This window comes from Ligilactobacillus sp. LYQ135, from assembly GCF_053711055.1.
Genome location: NZ_JBSJYT010000008.1, coordinates 18,773 through 37,036, shown reverse-complemented (window position 1 = coordinate 37,036; position 18,264 = coordinate 18,773). Strand labels below are relative to the sequence as shown.

Here is an 18,264-nt window from a genome sequence, read left to right as displayed (position 1 = left end):
AATTGTCTTGGGGCTTAAAAGTATCGATATCAGTAACGTTACTTATTATGATTTAAATAATCAAATTAACATTCCAGTTAATAATAAAATCCCGTTACATAAAGATAAAGAGGCATTGCAAGCTTTTTTAACCGAAAATGTAGCACCTAATATGAAACACTTTTCTTCTTTAGAAGAGCGCTTTACTTATCTTATTGAGCATAATTATATCGAAGAAGAATTTGTTAAAAAATATAATTTCGCCTTCATTAAAAAATTATATGCCTATCTTAATGAGCAACACTTTGAATTTCAATCTTTCATGGCTGCATATAAATTCTTTAATCAATATGCTTTAAAAACCAATGATGGTGAATATTACCTTGAAAGTTATGAAGATAAAATCGCAATGAATGCCTTATATATGGCAAATGGGGATGAACAATTAGCCTTAAATTTAGCTGATGAATTAATTCATCAACGTTATCAACCAGCTACCCCAACTTTTTTAAATGTTGGTCGTAAACGCCGCGGAGAATTTGTTTCTTGCTTCTTGCTTCAACCTACTGACGATATGAATTCAATTGGACGATGCATTAATTCTGCACTTCAACTTTCAAAAATTGGTGGGGGAGTTGGAATTACTTTAAACAATTTACGCAGTGCTGGTGCTCCAATTAAAGGAATTGAAAATGCTGCTTCTGGAGTTGTTCCAGTAATGAAACTTCTAGAAGACAGTTTTTCATATTCTAATCAATTGGGGCAACGTCAAGGAGCTGGAGTAGTTTATTTAAGTGTCTTTCATCCTGACATTATTGAATTTTTAGCAACTAAACGTGAAAATGCTGATGAAAAGGTTCGTATGAAGACTCTTTCACTTGGTGTAATTGTTCCTGATAAATTTTATGAGTTAGTTCAAAATAATGCTGACATGTATCTTTTTGAACCATATGATGTTGAAAAAGAATATGGCATTCCCTTTTCATATGTTGATATTACAAAAGAATATGACAATTTAGTTAATAATGAACACATTCATAAAACTAAATTAAAAGCACGTGATCTTGAAGAAGAAATTAGTAAATTACAACAAGAATCAGGCTATCCTTATATTGTTAACATTGATACGATGAATCAGACTAATCCTGTTCACGGCAAAATTATTATGAGTAATCTTTGTTCTGAAATTGCTCAAATTCAACGTCCATCTAAAATTAATGACTTACAAGAATATGAAGAACTTGGAAGTGACATTAGTTGTAATTTAGGCTCGACTAATATTGTTAATTTAATGGCTTCACCTGATTTTGGAAAATCAATTGAAACTATGATGCGTGCCTTAACTTTTGTATCAGATCAAGGGAATGCAAAGGTAGTGCCTTCTATTTATGAAGGTAACAATTTATCTCATTCAGTTGGATTAGGAGCCATGGGATTACATGCTTATCTTGCTAAAAATCATATCGAATATGGCTCACCAGAATCAATTGAATTTACTAGCGTTTACTTCATGTTACTTAACTATTGGACATTGGTTGCTTCAAATAAAATTGCCAAAGAACGCCAAGAAACTTTCTATGAATTTGAAAAAAGTGATTATGCTAATGGAAGCTATTTTGATCAATATCTTAATGAAGATTTTGCACCAAAATCTAAGCGGGTTAAGGAACTTTTTGCCAATATTCTGATCCCTACTAAGGAAGATTGGGAAAAACTCAAACAAGCTGTTATGAAAGATGGCTTATACAATGCTTATCGCATGGCAGTAGCTCCAACTGGTTCAATCTCATACGTTGGAAATACTACTGCTTCTCTTCAACCAATTATTCAAAAAGTAGAGGAACGCCAAGAAGGTAAAATTGGTAAAGTTTATTATCCTGCCGCTTACCTTTCAACTGATACAATGCCATATTATAAATCTGCCTATGATTTAGATATGCGTAAAATGATCGATGTTTATGCTGCTGCACAAAAGCATGTTGACCAAGCGATTTCAATTACACTTTATTTTAAATCAACAATTGATGATGGATTGTATCCATGGAAAAATGGGCGCACAAACAAAATGACTACGCGCGATTTATCAATTATCCGTAACTATGCTTGGCATAAAGGAATTAAAAGTTTGTACTATGTTCGTACATATACTGATGACGGTTCAGAAGCTTTCAGTGTTAATGAATGCGAAAGCTGTTCAATTTAACTAGTGGGAGAAGATATAATGATTAATATTTTATACATTTCAATTGAAGGAAATACTCGTTCCTTCATTGAAAAAATTCAAAATTATGCTGAAGAAATGCATGCTAAAAACCACTCAATGCCACTCGTGAATGCACGTGAAATTGATGATGCTACCCCTTTTGAAAATGAAACTCAAAGTTATTTTGCCTTTGTTCCTACTTATCTTGACGGAGGTAATGGAATTGACAATGGCGTTAAAGAATTAATGACCAATGCTTTAGGCGAATACATTGATTATGATAATAACGCCGCTTTGTGTTTAGGTATTATTGGATCGGGAAATCGCAATTTCAACCAACAATTTTGCTTAACTGCAAGAAGATATGCTAAACAGTTTAACGTTCCTTTTTTAGACAACTATGAGTTACGAGGAACTACTCAAGATGTAGCACGAATTTATCAAACGTTAACTGATTGTTTAAGCTAAATAATGTGAGGAGAATTTTTATGAGTGAAAATTATAAAGCAATTAACTGGAATGCACTTGATGATCAAATTGATAAAGCAACTTGGGAAAAATTAACAGAGCAATTTTGGCTAGATACAAGAATCCCAGTTTCAAATGACTTAAAAGACTGGCATCAATTAGATGATGATCATAAGTATTTGGTGGGGCATGTTTTCGGTGGTTTGACTTTATTAGATACAGTTCAATCACAAGATGGAATGGCTTCTTTAAAACGCCATCCTCGTACCCAACATGAAATTGCCGTTTTAAATAATATTCAATTCATGGAATCAGTTCATGCTAAAAGTTATTCTACAATTTTTTCAACTTTAAATACACCTGATGAAATTCGCGAAATTTTTGAATGGAGTGATTCAGAAGAATTTCTTCAAAATAAAGCTAAGTGGATTAGTAATATTTATAATGACACTGCTGAAGATCCATTAAAACAAAAGGTTGCAAATGTCTTTTTAGAAACTTGCTTATTTTATTCTGGTTTTTATACTCCCCTTTACTATTTGGGACATAATCAATTAGCCAATACCGCTGAAATCATAAAATTAATCCTTAGAGATGAATCTGTGCATGGTACATATATTGGATATAAATTCCAACTAGGACTTAAAGAACGTTCTGAAAACGAACAACAACGGATGAAAGATTGGTTATATGATTTCTTAATGCAACTTTATGAAAATGAAGAAAAATATACACATCTTTTATATGATCCTGTTGGCTGGAGTGAAGATGTTTTAACCTTTGTTCGCTATAATGCTAATAAAGCATTGATGAATTTAGGTCAAGATCCGCTCTTCCCTGATACTGCAGAAGACGTTGAACCAACTGTTATCAACGGAATTTCAACTACTACTTCTAATCATGATTTCTTCTCTCAAGTTGGAAATGGATATCGTTTAGGTGAAGTTGAAGCTATGACTAATGAAGATTATGAAAAATGGGCAAATCAGGATCCTGAAAAATAAAAGTGAGGAAAAAATATGAGTACATCAACTATTGAAAAAGCACGCAACATTATGCAATTTAAAAAACAGAATTTAAAGCAAGGCATTATTGAAATTGATCATTTATATCTTGATTTTTCAAATAAAAATCAAAATGAGTGCTTCATTCAAAATTATGCTAAGCAAATTTTACATAACCAAATTTGGTTTACTGGTGTTAAATTTAAATTAACCGGGAAAAATGAGATGCGCACATTCATTTTTGATAATTATCCTGAAATCGCTCATCAAATTGCAAGTTTAGATCCACTTGCAATTGACCACTATTTAAATTCAAATTTTTCAAATGAAACTTTAATTCACTCTTCTTGGCTTAAAACAGCTAATCCTAATTTAGCTGTTCAGCTATATAAAGTTTCCATGGGTAATGTTACTGAGCCATTTATTAAATAAGATTAACCCCTACTGAATATTCAGTAGGGGTTAATCTTATTTTTGTAAAAATTTTGGTACTAATAAATTCTTTGGTAATTCGTCAGTATCGTGTTTTCTATTAACAACCATTACTAGTTGAAGCATTGTAATTGCAATTGAACTGCGTTTACGGTATGTTGTGTATTTTGAATCCCAAAGATTAGCATACTTATTTTTAAATGCACGTAAACCTTGAAATCCATATACACGATAACCATATTCATAAATATAGTGTGCCACTCTTTCTTCAATAAAACTAAATTTAGAAAGTCCTACATTTGATAATGGTGCCATTCCTAAATCAAAATACTTATATCCATTTTCTTGACCATATTTAAAAAGTTCAATAAAAATTTTATCCATAATTCCAGATGGCGCATCTTTACTATGCCGCATTAAATCAATTGAAAGAGTATCTTTTTGCATTGGCATTAAAGTTGCAAAAGACACGATTTTGTCATCTTTATCCTTAACGACTGCTACTGGAGTCATTTGAATATATTCTTCATCAAAAAATCCTAATGAAAATCCTTTTTCAACTCGATTTCCTAACCAACTATCAGAAACTTTTTTTAATTCGGCCATTAGTTCAGCTGAAAATGGTGGTTCCAACATTTCAAAAGTATAACCTTCACGTTCGAATTTATTCATTAAGGCGCGTTGTGCACGCTTCTTTTTCCCGGTTAAAGTAAACTCATCTAGTTTTACAAAACCTTCTTCACCTGTTTTAATAAAATCAAATCCATATTCATGCAAAAGCATTGTTAATTTAGAATTAATTTCATAAAAAACAAGCTTGTATCCATATTTATCAGATAATGTCACTAACTCTTTAATTGCTTCATTTAAATACTGTTGGTTTCCGACTGGTTCTCCCATTACAATAATTTTATCAGCCATAACTTGATACATAATAAAGAGTTGATCTTCATCGTTATGTTGGTAAATATAAATCATTTTATCTTTTAAATATGCTAAATGACTAACTTCATTGCCACCATATTTTTCGATCAATTGAGTTACCCTTTTTTCTGGAAATTGGTCTTTTATGAATGGATCTTTTCCATTAGTGAAATATTTATTACTAATCAGTAAAATAACTCCTGCAATAACCATTCCTACTAACCCATATAACCAGACTTGTTGATCAGGAAAAAAGAATCCTGATGGAATTTTATGATGACTACTTGGTCGATTTAATATGCCCACTAGCATATACAATACAAAAGCGCCACCAAAGATTAACATGTTTAAAAAGGCACTTTCAAATGAAGTTGGCATTTTTTCACGATATAACTCCTTGCGAGCTAATACAACACAAATCATTACAAAAACTAAAAAGACAGCTAATGTAGGCGTATATTCCTTCCATAAAGTATTTACAACGCCAATTCCTAAAACAACTAAAGCAGGAACATATGCTTTCCGTTGTTTTAGTTGGATTGCCCGAGCCATCCCTAGTAATAAAAAGGCAAATAACACATTAGTCATTTGATTTAAAAAGAAAAAAGTATATGGCATTAGCTTCATCAAAAACGAATTTGAAAAAGTGAAATTAGGCAATGCTGACTCTAGTAGCATAAATATTCCGGAAAAATACATAAATAATGTCACTAAACTATGAGCCACTTTACGCACAATCATTTCAGGAATACCGTCAAAATTATCATTAATTTGTTGTCCCATATCATGAACAAAGAAGACACCACCTAAACAAAATGGTACCAAGTAATAGAACAATCGGAAAAATAAGATCCAAACAATGGCAATTTCACTTGAAACTCCTAATTTAGTCAATTCCAAAATCATGAATACGTCAAAAGAGCCTAAGCCGCCTGGAACCATTGAAATGATTCCTAAAATTTCTGCAATTATGTACAATGGAATCACATCAAGCAAATGAATGTGAACATTCATTAATGCACCGATGATTACAAAGAAAAAAGCGGCACAGCCCCATTCAACCGTAGAGCCTAAAATTAATGCAGCCTCACGTTTCCAAGTTAAATCCTTAAAAAAATTATTATTTTTAAACTTAGTTACAATAAATAGAATTGGAAAATATGCTCCTCCACCTAGTAGCCAAATTGAATATTTATGAAATCCTCCTTCAGAAGGTAAAGTGAACATCATTATTAATGAAATCCAACAAAAAATTGAAAGTCCTGCCAGTAAGAACAATGCAATTTTAGAAATTGCGTACAAGATTTGCTTTTTACTAGCTCCTTTTTTATAAAAATTCGCACGTAAAGCTGCACCTAATACACCACCAAATCCAGCAATATTAGTTACTGTATTAGTAATCCATCCACTCCGTGCAATATATCCTTTAGAAAAGTCCCCTGGCAAAAATTTTACAATCACAAAATCATAAATTAACATCGGTAAAACCGCAATTAAACCACAAACAAGCATCGCCATAATAACCATTGGTGATTGATCTGATAAAGCTTCACCAACTTGATGCCAGTTCAATTGATGAAAAATTCTTCCAAGTTCAGTAAATACAAACACTAATACTGAAAAAATGAAAATCATTTTCAACAATGTTGAATGTTTATCGTAAAATTTTTTAATATGCGTAAACATTTTATGCATTAACATTCATCCCTCCTCAATTTTGAATGGCTTGCAAAAATTAAATGCTACACTAATAATATAATATTATTTGTTGTGATTAAAGAAAAAGACAAAAAAATAAGCCGTGATCTTCATCACAGCTTACTTTAACTAAGAATAGCTTATTTAAGAGTAATCTTAGCGCCAACTTCTTCAAGTTTAGCTTTCATTTCTTCAGCTTCGTCCTTAGCAACGCCTTCTTTAATTACTGAAGGAGCACCATCAACTAAGCCTTTAGCGTCTTTCAAACCAAGACCTGTAATATCCTTAACAGCCTTGATTACTTTAACTTTAGCTGAACCAGCGTCTGTTAATTCAACATCAAATTCTGATTTTTCAGCAGCACCGTCTGCAGCAGCACCTGCAGCAGCAACTGGAGCAGCAGCTGAAACACCAAATTCATCTTCGATAGCTTTTACTAAGTCGTTTAATTCAAGAATGCTAGCTTCTTTTAAGTCAGCAATGATCTTTTCTGTATCTAATGCCATTGTATATTCCTCCGAAATTATAAAGTATAAATTTATTGATTATATTTTATAGTAACTAAATTATTCTGCTTCTTCTTTACTATCAGCAACAGCCTTAACTGCATATGCAAAGTTGCGCACTGGTGCTTGTAATACAGATAGTAACATTGAAAGTAATCCATCGCGGTCTGGAAGTTTTGATAAAGCGATGATTTCATCTAATGATGCTACTTTACCTTCGATCATACCACCTTTAACTTCAAGAGCTTCATGATCTTCAGCAAATTTAACTAAAATACGAGCAGGTGCTGTAACATCTTCATTTGAAAAGGCAACAGCTGTAGGACCTACAAATACATCGTCCATACCTTCGATACCAGCTTTAGCAGTAGCACGTCTTAAGTATGTGTTCTTGATAACTTGCATTTCTACGCCTGCTTCACGCAATTGTTTACGTAATTCTGTAACTTCTTCAACTGTTAAACCACGGTAGTCAACAACTACGTTAGAAACAGCATTTTGAAGTTTCTCAGCAACTTCATCAACAATTGCAGCTTTCTTTGCAATAATTTCTTTACTCATACTTTCACCTCCTAGTTGCAGGATCAGAGTTTAAAAAAACTCTATGTCCACACTAAGACATAGAGAAAGAACGTATTCTCCTCGGCAGGATATTAAGGCAAAGCCACCTGAGTCTTAGGCAGAACTATAATCAACTCTTTAAAGTTTAACATATCCCAGTAAGCTGGTCAATATATTAAAGTGAACTTACATCAATTGTAACGCTTGGTCCAAATGTTGAAGCAACTGATAAGTGCTTGATGTAAGTACCTTTAACGGCTGCTGGACGAGCTTTAGCAATTACGTCGTAGATTGCTTCAAAGTTACCTACTAAAGCATCTACAGTAAATGATACTTTACCTACAGGAATGTGAACGTTACCGTCACGATCAGTTCTGTATGTTACTTGACCTGACTTAGCATCTGTAACAGCCTTCTTAACATCCATTGTAACTGTACCAGTCTTTGGGTTTGGCATTAAGCCTTTAGGTCCAAGAACACGACCTAAACGACCAACTTGTGCCATCATGTCAGGTGTTGCAATTGCAACATCAAAGTCTAACCAACCGTCTTGAATGCGTTGAACTAAATCGTCGTCACCCACAACATCTGCACCAGCATCCTTAGCTTCCTGAGCTTTAGGACCCTTAGCAAATACGATAACTTTTTGGTCTTTACCTGTACCGTTTGGTAATACCATTGCGCCACGTAATTGTTGGTCAGCTTGTTTTGTATCAAGGTTTAAGTTAAATGCAGCTTCAATTGTTGCATCAAAGTTTGCAAAGTCAATTTTCTTAACTAATTCAAGAGCTTCCTTTGCTGTGTAGCTCTTGCCAGCTTCGATTTGCTTTGCGGCTTCTAAATATTTCTTGCTTTTCTTTTTAGCCATTAGTGAATTCCTCCTTGCAAAATGTGGTCATCGGATAAACCTCCCACTTGACATCCTTGCTTTCACAAAGTGTCCGACTGGGAAGCAGAGTTGTTATTAATTAGTCTTCAACAACAAAGCCCATGCTTCGTGCAGTACCTTCAATCATGCGCATAGCAGCTTCAACGTCTGCAGCGTTTAGATCTTGCATTTTTGTCTCTGCGATTTCCTTAACTTGTGCTTTTGTAACTGTTGCAACTTTATTTGTGTTAGGTTCGCCAGAGCCTTTTTCTACACCAGCAGCCTTCTTAAGTAATACTGAAGCAGGTGGTGTTTTTGTAATGAAGTCAAATGAACGATCTTCATATACACTAATCACAACAGGAATAATCATTCCAGCTTGATCAGCTGTACGTGCGTTGAATTCCTTTGTGAATCCCATAATGTTAATACCTGCTTGTCCTAATGCAGGACCTACAGGAGGAGCTGGAGTTGCTTTTCCAGCAGGAATTTGTAATTTAACAACGTTTACTACGTTTTTTGCCACGGTAAAAACCTCCTCTTCCGTGTTGTGGTTCGGATGGCCAGCTAAATTTGACCTCCCACTAAGTATGTCTAAAACATACTTTTATAATATATCATAAAAAAAGTTCTAATGCAATTGCATCAGAACTTTTTTTGAATTAAACAATTACAGTTACCGCAGCAGCTCCAATAATTAAAGCTAATCCAATAATTGTTACCCATAACTCTTTGGTTGTTTTCTTTTGCCCTAAGAACCAAATTCCAGTTAATGTAGCTAGTACAACTGAAGTTTGCGATAAAATAAATCCAGTTGCTAACCCATTCATATTTGGTTGTGCTGAAATTAAATATGTTAACGCTGCAAATGCAAAGAAGAATCCAGAGATAATTTGCTTATAAGTAACTGCTTGTGCAAATGGAGTTGGATCATTTGATTTGAAAGTTTCAATTAATCCATAAACTACACCGACAATTACCATACCAATTGATTGCGGTAAGAAAGCCTCTTTTCCACTAATACTTGCAGCTTGTGGTGCAGCTGAATATGCCCAATAACCAATTTCACCAATTAGTAAAACAATCACCGCTTTTTTCAAGGCACCACTTGATTCTTCTGTTTTTTTCTCACTCCAAACAGTCATCCATGCTCCTAAAATAATGACTGCTAAAGCTAAGAACCCTACAATTTTATCTGTTGCTGTAGGCCAATCACCTAAAGCAACTACACCCCAAATTGAGGCACCTAAAAGTTGGAATGCAGTTGTAACTGGCATTGCACGGGATGAACCTACCAATGTAAATGAATAAAATGTAATGATCTGTGCAATTGCCCAACCAATTCCAGATAAAATTGCTAGTAATAAGTTTTTCCCATCTGGAAATCCTAAATTTTCAACTTGATTAAAAATAATTGCAAAAATTAATGTTCCAATTGTAGAACCTAAAATTTGATTAACTGGTTTTCCACCAAATTTTGATGCAATTGTCGGATAAATACCCCATCCAATTAACGGACCTAATCCAATAATAATTGCCATTGTGTTCAAATTAATCACCTCAAATTAAAATACAACGCCACTTTCAAGTAAAATATTTGAATATGGCGTCATTTCACCTGTACGAATAAATGCTTTACAGTCTTTTAAATCTTGTTTCATTTCTGAATGTGGAATAAATGTAATTGGCATTTCTGGCAAACGTTTTTGAATTGCTGCTAACATTTCGGGATTATGAGTTTTAATTTCTTCAGCAAGAAAAATGCGTTGAACTTCTAATTCTTCTAAAACATTATTTAAAACATCCATAAAACTTGGAATTTGCTTAGTTACTGCTAAATCAATTTTTTCAGTTTCATTTGGAACTGGCATTCCCGCATCGCCAATTGCTAATTTATCAAAATGCCCCATTTGAGCAATTACACGTGAAATATCTGAATTAATTACTGGTGTTTTTTTCATAATAACCACTCCTTAGTTTAATTCTTTTAAGTATGGAATTGATGGTTGTGCTCCATATCTTTGAACTGTTAATGCTGAAGCTTGATTACTAAACTTAATTGCATCCTCAAGATTACTAAAATCGGTTTTAAGTTTGCTACTCAATGCCCCAATAAAAGTATCTCCCGCCGCAGTGGTATCAACTGCTTTTACTTTACAAGCAGGAACAATCCCATGTTTATGATCATAACTATAAAATGTTCCTTTACTTCCAATTGTAATTAAAACAATTTGGATTCCTAAATCATGTAATTGATCTGCCGCTTTAATCATATCGTCTTCATTTTCAATTTTTATTCCTGTTAAAATTTGCGTTTCAGTTTCATTTGGAATAATCATATCAGTAACTTTCAAAAGTTCTTGAGGAACTTCTTTAACTGCTGGTGCAGGATTTAAAATTGTTTTAATTTCTTCTTGCTTAGCAATTTTAAATGCTTCAATCGTTGTTTCAATTGGAGTTTCAAATTGTGCAACAACAAAGTCACTTTGTTGAATTAAATCTTCATGAGTTTTAATATGTTGTGGAGTTAATAACATATTAGCACCACCTAAAACAAAGATCCGATTTTCACTATTATCAGTTACAATAACATATGCTTGACCAGTTGAAGTATTTTTTAGCGTTTCAATTCCCGCTAAATTGATTTTTTCTTCTGAAAGTAATTCAAGCATTACTTTGCCTGCATCGTCATCACCAATTGCACCAATAAAGTTAGTTTTAGCACCTAATCTTTGTGCGGCAACGGCTTGATTAGCACCCTTACCACCACCTGCAGAAAATGACTCATCAATATGCAATGTCTCTCCTGCTTTGGCCATCCGCTTAGCCCGAATGCTTCGATCTAAATTAATACTTCCAATAACAGTTACATTATTCATCTTAATCACCCTATCATATTTAATATACTCCATTCGGTAATTCAAATATATCACGTGAATTAAGCGTTTTCAATAATAGAAATAAAATTTATTACTATAATCTATCCCATGAGAAAATTTTTAATTTCCAAATCAACTTGTTCATTTTCATGTAATTTACTGTGGGCTGCTTTTTTCCCATGAACAATATATTCATGGTACTGTTTAGTTACATCCTTAACTAAATAGCGTAATGATCGTGCTGAATTAACTGAAACTTGTCCATCTGAATCAGTTCCATTTTGCATGTTTCCAGCAATGTTTAAAAATTTAATATCCAAAGGTAATCCCATATTATGTGCTTTTAACCATTGATATAAAGGAGCTTTTTTGATTGGACCTTCTTTAGTTAAAGGATGATCTTCAATGTATGGTGTTTTTTTACCAACAATTTTATCATTGAAAGGTGCACCAAGCGTGACAACCTTATCGACTTTAGCATTTTGAGTAGTATATCCATATTGACTTAAATATTTAAGAACAGATATACATCCCATTGAATGTGCAACTAAGTTAACATTAGTAATGTGGTAACGTTGCTTTAAAATATTTAAAATTTTCCAAATCCACTTTACTTGATGATCAACGACATCACGATTTTCCATAAAAATCACTTGAATTAATGAAACTGGATTCCCTAAAATCAATACTCTTCCTGAATGAGTGACTAGAATTAAACATTTGCCACTTCCCCACTTTCTTTTTTGAAATCGCCGAATCATTCTCCCAAATGAAAAAAAGTTACCTGCATAACCATGAATAAAAAGTGTAGGTTTTGTGATTTGCATTTTAATCACCTCAATTTGATGATAGCACAATTGGAAAGAAAGATACGTTCAAACCCTATTCATCTAAATAAAAAAATTGTGACATAAGCCACAACTAAATTTTTATATTCAAATAATTAACTAACCGATTGAGTCAACTTCATCAAAACCAACTTCAACGTTAGTTTCATGACCCATCATTAAAATATTACCCTTAATCTTATTATCATCGACTTCAGTTACTTTAATAACTTGTCCTTTAAATGGACCACTAATAATTGAAACTGAATCCCCTACATTAATCTTAGATTGATTTGCATGGGTACTCATTCCTAAAGTATTTAAAATATTTTGAATTTCAGAATCTAATAATGGCGCTGGTTTACTTCCTGAACCATGTGAACCAACAAATCCGGTTACGCCTGGAGTATTCCGCACAACATACCAAGATTCATCTGTCATTACCATTTCTACTAAAACATATCCAGGAAATGTTTTTAACTTTTCAACTTTGTCTTTTCCTGTTTTAGTTGTCTCAACTTTTTCTTCTTCAGGAACAACCACCCGAAAAATATAATTTTCCATTCCCATTGATTGAGCACGGGATTCTAAATTTTCTTTAACCTTGTTTTCATATCCTGAGTATGTATGTAACACATACCATTTTTTCTCCATTGTGTCTGCCATGTTCATATTCCTTCCAATAACTTAAATTACAAAATAAAAAAACTTCGCAATGCGAAGTTTTCTCAACTACCAACTTTATTATATCAAATTTTAATTTAACTGACTAGATAAAGTTAATTAAACCTTGAGCAATACCATCTACAACCGCAAAAAATGCAATTAAAGCCAAAGACATTACTACAACTGTAGTAGTATCTTTCCGCGTTTCCTTACCTGTTTCCCAAGTTGTATCCTTCATTGTTTGGACAACTTCTTTAATAAATCTCACCGATCTCACTCCTTTATTTTGTTTCCCGATGAACTGTGTGTTCATTGCAATACTTACAAAACTTTTTAACTTCGAGTCGTTCTGTTCGGTTCGGATTTTCAGTAATTGTATAGTTTCGCGAACCACATTTTGAACATGCTAGTGCAATTTTTCTTTTTGAAACCATATCTTTCTCCTTAAAAAATTCATTTTAACTATACAATCATTCACATGCAATTGTCAAATCAACTTGATAAATCATCTCTTAATTTTGCCAGTTGTTCAAGTTGATGATCACTCCATGGAATTTTTCTTACAGATGCTTGAATTTGATATTTTTGTGTTGCTTGATTAACTTGCCGACGTGCATGCTTAATATCTTGATATAATTCCCATGCAGGTTTTCGTAAACCTCCCTGTGAAAACACTGTCCATTGTTCTGCTTGATCACTAGTTGCTACCGTTACTTGAGCTAACGGGCTCAATAATTGACCCACTAACATTTCAATATAACTATCTGCCGTTTGGCCTTCGTCTGTCCACACAATTTTCAAATTATACTGATCATAACTTTGTGCTAATCCAGGAATATACATTGCATCAAAAACAACGATAATTTCCATATCAATTTGTTTATGATAATTTGATAAAATTTTTAATAATTGATCGCGCGCATCTTCAAGTCGATCTGCTTTCTTTAATTTATCTAACTGCGGCCAATTGCCAATCATATTATATGCATCAACAATTAAAATCCGTTTCTTCATAGTTAAACTCCCCTTGAAGTAAAGGCTTGATACATTAATAAACTTGCAGCTACACTAGCATTTAAACTTTGAACATGCCCTACCATTGGAATAGTTAGCATCCCATCACACTCTTTTTTCAATAGTGGAGAAATGCCTTTGCCTTCATTACCAATTACGATTGCAGTTGGTCCTTGGGCACTCCATTTCCGAAAATCTTGTCCCTTCATATCAGTTCCAAAGATCCATAAGCCCCGTTTTTTTAGTTCTTTTACTGTTTGAACTAAGTTAGTCACCCGAGCTACTGGAACATACTCAATTGCACCCGTTGAAGTTTTCGCAACAGTTGAAGTTAACTGAACTGCTCGTCTTTTAGGAATAATTACTCCATGAATGCCAACTGCATCAGCCGTTCTTAAAATTGATCCTAAATTGTGTGGATCTTCAATTCCATCTAAAATCAAGAAAAGCGGATCTGCATGCTTTTGTGCAGCTCTTTTAAAAAGATCATCAATTGTTGCATATTCAAATGCAGCTACCATTAAAACTACTCCTTGGTGATTTTGATTATGACTTAGTTGATCTAATTTACTTTTAGGAACAACTGAAATAATAATTCCTTTGCGTTTAGCAAGTGTCACAATTTCACCAATTGCATCAGCGGTTAAGTTACTTTGCACAAAAACTTTATTAATAGTTTGATTTGATCTAAGTGCCGCCATTGCAGGATGACGTCCAATAATCATTTCTTGATCATTTGGTTGTGCCATTCATATTTTCCTCCTCCGCTGTTTTAATGCACCATTGAGCTAACTCATCTAATCTTTTAGTTTGTTCACTTAAATATAAGTAGCCAAATAATGCTTCAAATCCAGTTGAAATTCGATAAGTCATTACAGAAGTATTTTTAGCTGACGTATGACTTTTAGCATTTCTTCCGCGTTTAAAATATTCTTGCTCACTTTCACTTAACAAATCTTGTGCCACCATTTTTTCAGCTAAAAAAGCCTGTGCCTTAGCTGAAACATAGCGTGTTGCTAAATGATGTAATTTAGTAGGTTTAGTGATTCCTTTTTGTAAAAGGTGTTGTCGTACATATACTTCATAAATTGCATCACCAATATATGCTAATGCAATTCCATTCATCTGATTATAATCTGCAATTGCCATTATTCTCTTCTCCATCTTGTTCCTTGAGCGGTATCTTCAAGAATGATCCCTTTAACTTTTAACTCATCACGAATTTCATCGCTTAAACTATAGTTTTTATCTTTACGAGCTTGATTTCGTTTGGCGATCATTTGCTCAATTTCTTCATCTAACAACTCTGCTTTAGGCATTTTTATTCCTAAGACTGCCACTATCTTTTCAAACTCAGTCAGCATATATTGAATTGTTGCTTTACTTACATCTTCTTTTTCGGAATAAACATTCATCATTTTCGCCATTTCGTAAATTGAAGTCATCGCATTTTGCACGTTAAAATCATCATCCATTGCAGTAATAAAATCTGCAATCAATTCATCAAATAATTGATTTTGGTTAGCATCTTTTCTTGAATGGGCAGTTTGTAAACGATATTGTAAATTGCGATATGCAGTAGTTATTTTTTCTAAATTAGTTTTTGCTTCTGCTAAGTTTTCTTCTGTATATTGAACTGGACGCCGATAATGCGTTGTAACCATGAAGAAACGCACAACTTGAGGATCAACTTCTTTAAGTAAATCATGAACTGTAATGAAGTTTCCAAGTGACTTACTCATTTTTTCATTATCTTTGCCAATTGTAACAAATCCATTGTGCATCCAATAATTTGAAAATTTTTGGTGTGTTTTTGATTCACTTTGAGCAATTTCATTTTCATGGTGAGGAAATTCTAAATCAACACCACCGGCATGAATATCAATTGTATCAGCTAAATACTTCGTTGCCATTACTGAACATTCAATATGCCATCCTGGACGTCCCTTTCCCCATGGAGAATCCCATGAAATTTCACCTGCTTTAGCTTTTTTCCACAATGCAAAATCGAGCGGATCAGCTTTCTTTTCTTGCTCTTCTACGGTGATTCGCTCACTTGCTCCTTGTTCTAAATCATCAATTGATTGACCTGACAATTCACCATAATTTTTAAATTTACGTGTTTTAAAATAAACGTCTCCATCAACTACATAGGCATCATCTTTGTCAATTAAATTTTGGACAAAGGCAATAATATCCTCCATATTATCCATAACTCTAGGATTTAAAATTGCTCGTTTAATATTTAAGGCATCCGTATCTTCATAAAAAGCATTAATGAATTTTTGAGTTAGTTCATGAACATCCATTCCAGTTTCTTGACTTGCCTTAATAATTTTATCGTCTACATCTGTAAAGTTAGAAACGTATTTAACGTCATAACCCCGATATTCTAAATAACGTCGCACTGTATCAAATGCTACTGCACTGCGCGCATTTCCAATATGAATGTAGTTGTATACGGTTGGGCCACAAACATACATTAACACTTTTCCTGGATGGATTGGTTTAAATTCTTCTTTTTGATTTGTTAGTGTATTATAAATTTGCATTCTTTTCTCCTAAATTCAATCAAATCTCATTATATAAAGAGAGGCTGTAATTTGTTGCAGCCTCTCTTTATCCATAAAAACTCCATTGTAAGTTTCAATGCTTACACTATATTAGTTTTTATTGACCAATTTCTTCTAATGTTTGATTTAAATGTTGCAAAGCTTTTTTGCGTCCAAGTAACTCAATTGATGGTGCCAAGTCAGGACCATGCATTGCACGCGTAGTAGCAATTCGAATTGGCATGTATAATGCTCGTCCTTTGATTTTAGTTTCTTTTTGAATTGCTTTAATCGTTGCTTGAATCTCATTTGCATCAAAAATAGGTAATTCTTGTACTTTCTTTGCAAATGCCTTTAAAACAACTGGTGCAGTTTCAGCTGATAATTCTTCTTTAGCTGCATTATCTAACTTATCAGGTTCATTGAAGAAAACATCTGCCATTTCTACAATTTGATGAGTGTATGACATTTGTTGTTTGTATAAGTTAATTAATTGACGTGCCCATTCAATTTTTGTGGCACTTGGATCAGCTTCAACTTTATTAGCTCTAATTAATTGTTTTAATGCTGAATCCGTAATCAAATCATCATTAGCAGCTTTAATGTATTGGTTATTAATCCATTCTAATTTCTTTTCATCAAATGCAGCTGGTGATTTACTCAAACGATTTGGATCAAACATTTTAATAAATTCACGTTTATTGAAAATTTCTGATTCACCAACTGGAGACCAGCCAAGTAAAGTAATAAAGTTAAACATTGCTTCTGGTAAATATCCAAGTGAACGATATTGTTCGATGAATTGTAAGATCGTTTCATCACGTTTACTTAACTTCTTGCCAGTTTCTGCATTAATAATCAATGACATATGTCCAAAAGTAGGTGCTTCCCAACCAAATGCTTCATATACTGCTAATTGCTTAGGAGTATTAGCAACATGATCATCACCACGTAAAACATGTGAAATTTCCATCATATGATCATCAACAACAACTGCAAAATTATATGTTGGCATTCCATCACGTTTTTGAATAACAAAATCGCCACCAATTGTATCTGAATTAAAGCTTACATGCCCTTTAACCATATCATCCCATTCATAGACTTTATCATGGGGAAGTCGAATTCGAATTACCGGCTTAATTCCTTTTTCACGCGCTTGTGCTTGCTTAGCTTTAATTTCATCAGCAGACATTCCTTCATATTCATAAACGTAACGTGGAGCTTCACCACGTGCTTTTTGTTCTTCACGTTGAGTTGCTAGTTCTTCTTCTGTCATGTATGATTCATAAGCTAAATCTTTATCAAGCAATTCTTGAATTAAAGGTTGGTAAATGTCTTTTCGTTCTGATTGCCGATATGGGCCAAACTTTCCTGGCTTATCAGGACCTTCATCCCAATCAATCCCAAGCCATTTTAAGTTTTCCATTTGACTTTTTTCACCATCAGCAACATTTCGTTTTGTATCTGTATCTTCAATTCGTAAGATAAATTTTCCCTTATTGTGTCGTGCAAATAAGTAGTTAAATAATGCTGTCCGTGCATTCCCAATGTGCAAATGTCCCGTTGGGCTTGGTGCATAACGCACTCTGACTTTATTTTTAGCCATAATTCCGCCTCTTCCTAAATTAATTTTATCTAAATCCATCTTTTGTGTACTACCGTTTAATTTTACACTTAAAT

The 18,264-nt window shown here is 33.4% G+C and carries 21 protein-coding genes and 1 other annotated feature; of the genes, 4 read left to right on the top strand and 17 right to left on the bottom strand.

Annotation, left to right across the window (positions count from 1 at the left end; translation table 11 throughout):
* The first annotated feature begins 7 nt into the window (after positions 1-7).
* From nrdE to ACWCL1_RS07025, 4 genes are read left to right on the top strand one after another with little or no spacing between them, the layout of a single operon-like run.
* On the top strand, positions 8-2,182 hold the full coding sequence (gene nrdE / locus ACWCL1_RS07040) for a class 1b ribonucleoside-diphosphate reductase subunit alpha (protein WP_454546199.1): 2,175 nt from the start codon (positions 8-10) through the stop codon (positions 2,180-2,182).
* A gap of 18 nt (positions 2,183-2,200) precedes the next feature.
* Complete coding sequence (nrdI, locus tag ACWCL1_RS07035; RefSeq protein ID WP_454546198.1) at positions 2,201-2,650, top strand: class Ib ribonucleoside-diphosphate reductase assembly flavoprotein NrdI; 450 nt, start codon at positions 2,201-2,203, stop codon at positions 2,648-2,650.
* A gap of 20 nt (positions 2,651-2,670) precedes the next feature.
* Positions 2,671-3,654, top strand: a complete 984-nt coding sequence (gene nrdF, locus ACWCL1_RS07030; RefSeq protein ID WP_454546197.1) for a class 1b ribonucleoside-diphosphate reductase subunit beta — start codon at positions 2,671-2,673, stop codon at positions 3,652-3,654.
* Between the two features lie 15 nt (positions 3,655-3,669).
* A complete protein-coding gene (locus ACWCL1_RS07025; RefSeq protein WP_454546196.1) occupies positions 3,670-4,086 on the top strand; it encodes a hypothetical protein in 417 nt (138 codons plus the stop codon).
* A gap of 36 nt (positions 4,087-4,122) precedes the next feature.
* Here the strand turns inward: ACWCL1_RS07025 and mprF are convergent, their stop codons facing one another.
* From mprF to gltX, 17 genes are all read right to left on the bottom strand, one after another.
* On the bottom strand, positions 4,123-6,705 hold the full coding sequence (gene mprF, locus ACWCL1_RS07020; protein WP_454546195.1) for a bifunctional lysylphosphatidylglycerol flippase/synthetase MprF: 2,583 nt from the start codon (positions 6,703-6,705) through the stop codon (positions 4,123-4,125).
* Positions 6,706-6,848: 143 nt separating this feature from the next.
* The gene (rplL, locus tag ACWCL1_RS07015) at positions 6,849-7,214 is read right to left on the bottom strand and encodes a 50S ribosomal protein L7/L12 (protein WP_454546194.1); all 366 of its coding nucleotides are present in this window, start codon (positions 7,212-7,214) and stop codon (positions 6,849-6,851) included.
* A gap of 60 nt (positions 7,215-7,274) precedes the next feature.
* Positions 7,275-7,775 (bottom strand): 50S ribosomal protein L10, encoded by a 501-nt coding sequence (gene rplJ / locus ACWCL1_RS07010; protein ID WP_454546193.1) that lies wholly within the window; start codon positions 7,773-7,775, stop codon positions 7,275-7,277.
* Between the two features lie 23 nt (positions 7,776-7,798).
* Positions 7,799-7,912, bottom strand: a sequence feature (ribosomal protein L10 leader region).
* A 38-nt stretch (positions 7,913-7,950) separates the two neighbouring features.
* A complete protein-coding gene (gene rplA, locus ACWCL1_RS07005; RefSeq protein WP_454546192.1) occupies positions 7,951-8,643 on the bottom strand; it encodes a 50S ribosomal protein L1 in 693 nt (230 codons plus the stop codon).
* Between the two features lie 100 nt (positions 8,644-8,743).
* Positions 8,744-9,169 (bottom strand): 50S ribosomal protein L11, encoded by a 426-nt coding sequence (gene rplK, locus ACWCL1_RS07000; protein ID WP_454546191.1) that lies wholly within the window; start codon positions 9,167-9,169, stop codon positions 8,744-8,746.
* A 136-nt stretch (positions 9,170-9,305) separates the two neighbouring features.
* Positions 9,306-10,193: a ribose/proton symporter RbsU gene (gene rbsU / locus ACWCL1_RS06995; protein ID WP_454546190.1), complete on the bottom strand. Its 888-nt coding sequence runs from the start codon at positions 10,191-10,193 to the stop codon at positions 9,306-9,308.
* 15 nt (positions 10,194-10,208) lie between these two features.
* Entirely contained in the window at positions 10,209-10,604 is a 396-nt protein-coding gene (gene rbsD, locus ACWCL1_RS06990) for a D-ribose pyranase (RefSeq protein ID WP_454546189.1), read from the bottom strand.
* 12 nt (positions 10,605-10,616) lie between these two features.
* Positions 10,617-11,522 carry a ribokinase gene (rbsK, locus tag ACWCL1_RS06985; protein WP_454546188.1) on the bottom strand — a complete coding sequence of 302 codons (906 nt, stop codon included), beginning with the start codon at positions 11,520-11,522 and terminating at the stop codon, positions 10,617-10,619.
* A 101-nt stretch (positions 11,523-11,623) separates the two neighbouring features.
* A complete protein-coding gene (locus ACWCL1_RS06980) occupies positions 11,624-12,349 on the bottom strand; it encodes an alpha/beta fold hydrolase (protein ID WP_454546187.1) in 726 nt (241 codons plus the stop codon).
* A 120-nt stretch (positions 12,350-12,469) separates the two neighbouring features.
* Complete coding sequence (gene nusG / locus ACWCL1_RS06975; RefSeq protein WP_454546186.1) at positions 12,470-13,015, bottom strand: transcription termination/antitermination protein NusG; 546 nt, start codon at positions 13,013-13,015, stop codon at positions 12,470-12,472.
* Between the two features lie 103 nt (positions 13,016-13,118).
* A complete protein-coding gene (gene secE, locus ACWCL1_RS06970; protein WP_454546185.1) occupies positions 13,119-13,283 on the bottom strand; it encodes a preprotein translocase subunit SecE in 165 nt (54 codons plus the stop codon).
* 13 nt (positions 13,284-13,296) lie between these two features.
* Complete coding sequence (gene rpmG, locus ACWCL1_RS06965) at positions 13,297-13,449, bottom strand: 50S ribosomal protein L33 (protein WP_454546184.1); 153 nt, start codon at positions 13,447-13,449, stop codon at positions 13,297-13,299.
* A 58-nt stretch (positions 13,450-13,507) separates the two neighbouring features.
* On the bottom strand, positions 13,508-14,029 hold the full coding sequence (locus ACWCL1_RS06960; protein WP_454546183.1) for an NYN domain-containing protein: 522 nt from the start codon (positions 14,027-14,029) through the stop codon (positions 13,508-13,510).
* A 2-nt stretch (positions 14,030-14,031) separates the two neighbouring features.
* Positions 14,032-14,778, bottom strand: coding sequence for a 23S rRNA (guanosine(2251)-2'-O)-methyltransferase RlmB (gene rlmB / locus ACWCL1_RS06955; protein ID WP_454546182.1), 747 nt, complete (start codon positions 14,776-14,778; stop codon positions 14,032-14,034).
* Positions 14,762-15,178 carry a Mini-ribonuclease 3 gene (locus ACWCL1_RS06950; protein WP_454546181.1) on the bottom strand — a complete coding sequence of 139 codons (417 nt, stop codon included), beginning with the start codon at positions 15,176-15,178 and terminating at the stop codon, positions 14,762-14,764. The genes rlmB and ACWCL1_RS06950 overlap by 17 nt, the downstream gene beginning before the upstream one ends.
* The gene (gene cysS / locus ACWCL1_RS06945) at positions 15,178-16,581 is read right to left on the bottom strand and encodes a cysteine--tRNA ligase (protein WP_454546180.1); all 1,404 of its coding nucleotides are present in this window, start codon (positions 16,579-16,581) and stop codon (positions 15,178-15,180) included. The genes ACWCL1_RS06950 and cysS overlap by 1 nt, the downstream gene beginning before the upstream one ends.
* A 118-nt stretch (positions 16,582-16,699) precedes the next feature.
* A complete protein-coding gene (gene gltX, locus ACWCL1_RS06940) occupies positions 16,700-18,190 on the bottom strand; it encodes a glutamate--tRNA ligase (protein WP_454546179.1) in 1,491 nt (496 codons plus the stop codon).
* Positions 18,191-18,264: the final 74 nt, after the last annotated feature.

Coding starts and splice junctions, on each gene's coding strand:
- nrdI (WP_454546198.1), top strand. CDS start 2,201: ATGATTAATATTTTATACATTTCAATTGAAGGAAATACTCGTTCCTTC.
- nrdF (WP_454546197.1), top strand. CDS start 2,671: ATGAGTGAAAATTATAAAGCAATTAACTGGAATGCACTTGATGATCAA.
- ACWCL1_RS07025 (WP_454546196.1), top strand. CDS start 3,670: ATGAGTACATCAACTATTGAAAAAGCACGCAACATTATGCAATTTAAA.
- mprF (WP_454546195.1), bottom strand. CDS start 6,705: ATGCATAAAATGTTTACGCATATTAAAAAATTTTACGATAAACATTCA.
- rplL (WP_454546194.1), bottom strand. CDS start 7,214: ATGGCATTAGATACAGAAAAGATCATTGCTGACTTAAAAGAAGCTAGC.
- rplJ (WP_454546193.1), bottom strand. CDS start 7,775: ATGAGTAAAGAAATTATTGCAAAGAAAGCTGCAATTGTTGATGAAGTT.
- rplA (WP_454546192.1), bottom strand. CDS start 8,643: ATGGCTAAAAAGAAAAGCAAGAAATATTTAGAAGCCGCAAAGCAAATC.
- rbsD (WP_454546189.1), bottom strand. CDS start 10,604: ATGAAAAAAACACCAGTAATTAATTCAGATATTTCACGTGTAATTGCT.
- rbsK (WP_454546188.1), bottom strand. CDS start 11,522: ATGAATAATGTAACTGTTATTGGAAGTATTAATTTAGATCGAAGCATT.
- ACWCL1_RS06980 (WP_454546187.1), bottom strand. CDS start 12,349: ATGCAAATCACAAAACCTACACTTTTTATTCATGGTTATGCAGGTAAC.
- nusG (WP_454546186.1), bottom strand. CDS start 13,015: ATGGCAGACACAATGGAGAAAAAATGGTATGTGTTACATACATACTCA.
- rpmG (WP_454546184.1), bottom strand. CDS start 13,449: ATGGTTTCAAAAAGAAAAATTGCACTAGCATGTTCAAAATGTGGTTCG.
- ACWCL1_RS06960 (WP_454546183.1), bottom strand. CDS start 14,029: ATGAAGAAACGGATTTTAATTGTTGATGCATATAATATGATTGGCAAT.
- rlmB (WP_454546182.1), bottom strand. CDS start 14,778: ATGGCACAACCAAATGATCAAGAAATGATTATTGGACGTCATCCTGCA.
- ACWCL1_RS06950 (WP_454546181.1), bottom strand. CDS start 15,178: ATGGCAATTGCAGATTATAATCAGATGAATGGAATTGCATTAGCATAT.
- cysS (WP_454546180.1), bottom strand. CDS start 16,581: ATGCAAATTTATAATACACTAACAAATCAAAAAGAAGAATTTAAACCA.
- gltX (WP_454546179.1), bottom strand. CDS start 18,190: ATGGCTAAAAATAAAGTCAGAGTGCGTTATGCACCAAGCCCAACGGGA.